Source organism: Cupriavidus sp. 01T418, assembly GCF_056398885.1.
Genome location: NZ_JBFTQG010000108.1, coordinates 1 through 1,713, shown reverse-complemented (window position 1 = coordinate 1,713; position 1,713 = coordinate 1). Strand labels below are relative to the sequence as shown.

Here is a 1,713-nt window from a genome sequence, read left to right as displayed (position 1 = left end):
CATCTGCAGGTCGATGGCGCGCTTCAATGCGGGGCCCACGTCTTCCAGCTTGTCGACCACGATGCCCTCGGCACCCATGGCGCGGGCGATCTCGGCGAAGCTCTGGTTATCCAGTTCGCCGGCGACGAAGCGGCGGTTGTAGAAGTCGACCTGGTTCTTCTTCTCGGCGCCCCACTGGCGGTTATGGAACACCACCGCGGTGACCGGGATATTGTGGCGCACGCAGGTCATGGTYTCCATCAGGCTCATGCCCCAGGCGCCGTCRCCGGCATAGGACACGGCGGGGCGGTGGGGAGCGGCCACCTTGGCGCCGATGATGGTGGGGAAGGCGTAGCCGCAGTTGCCCCAGCTCATGGCGGCGAAGAAGCTGCGCGGCTTGTTGAAGCGCAGGTAGCTGTTGGCCACCGAGTTGATATTGCCGATGTCGGTGGAGACCATCACGTCTTCCGGCATGGCCTTTTCCAGCTCGCGCAGCACCTGGCGCGGATGCAGGTAGTGGCCGCCGGCGGGCGTGCGCTCGTTCTTCTGCTCCTCGATCATGTCCAGGCTGTAGGGATCGCGCTCGTGGGTCCACTCGTCGAGTTCCTTCTCCCAGGCGGCCTTCTCGGCGGCGATCTGGCCGGCGCGGTCCTCGCGGGAGGCGTCGCATGCCAGGGGGCGCCCGGTGAGACGCTCGGTGAGTGCGACAGCGGCCGCCTTGGCGTCGCCGCAGATGCCCACGGAGATCTTCTTGACCAGGCCGAGCATCTTGTGGTCGGCATCGATCTGGATGATCTTGGCGTTCTTGGGCCAGTAGTCCATGCCGTGCTGGGGCAGGGTGCCGAAGGGGCCGAGGCGGGAGCCGAGGGCGATGACCACGTCGGCGCGGGCGAGCAGCTTCATCGCGGCCTTGGAGCCCTGGTAGCCCAGCGGGCCGCACCACAGGGGGTGGCTGGCGGGGAAGGARTCGTTATGCAGGTAGCTGTTGACCACCGGCGCGCCCAGGCGCTCGGCCAGCGCCTTGCACTCCTCGATGGCGTCGGCCATGACCACGCCGCCGCCGGAGATGATCACGGGGAACCTGGCCTGCGCGAGCAGCGCGGCGGCTTCGTTCAGGCGCTGGTCGCCCCCGGGGCCGCGGTCCAGGCGCTGGGGTTGCGGGATCTCGGCCTTGATCTGGCCGTAGAAGTAGTCGCGCGGGATATTGAGCTGGGTGGGTCCCATCTCGGCCATGGCGCGGTCGAAGCAGCGGCCGGTGAACTCGGCCATGCGTGCCGGATGGGTGACATGGCCCTGGTACTTGGTGAACTCCTGGAACATCGGCAACTGCTTGGCTTCCTGGAAGCCGCCCAGGCCGATGCCCATGGTGCCGGCTTCGGGGGTGACGATGACCACGGGGCTGTGGGCCCAGTAAGCGGCGGCGATGGCGGTGACGCAGTTGCTGATGCCGGGGCCGTTCTGGCCGATGACCACGCCGTGGCGGCCGGAGACGCGGGCATAGCCGTCGGCCATGTGGCCGGCGCCCTGTTCATGCACCACCGGGATGAGGCGGATGCCGGCGGGAGCGAAGATGTCCATGGCGTCCATGAAGGCCGAGCCCATGATGCCGAACATGTCGGAGACGCCGTTGGCGGCCAGGGTCTCGACGAAGGCTTCCGAGGGGGTCATGGCCTGCGGGCCGGTGGCGACGGTGGCGTCGGTCTTGAGGGCGTCAGGAAGGTGTTCGCTCATGGT

General features: G+C 67.9%; 1 protein-coding gene. It reads right to left on the bottom strand.

Going from position 1 to position 1,713, the window contains the following annotated elements:
• Positions 1-1,710 (bottom strand): sulfoacetaldehyde acetyltransferase (gene xsc / locus AC1DQ3_RS36405; protein WP_477124933.1); only part of this gene is annotated, 1,710 nt, incomplete at its 3' end.
• Positions 1,711-1,713: the final 3 nt, after the last annotated feature.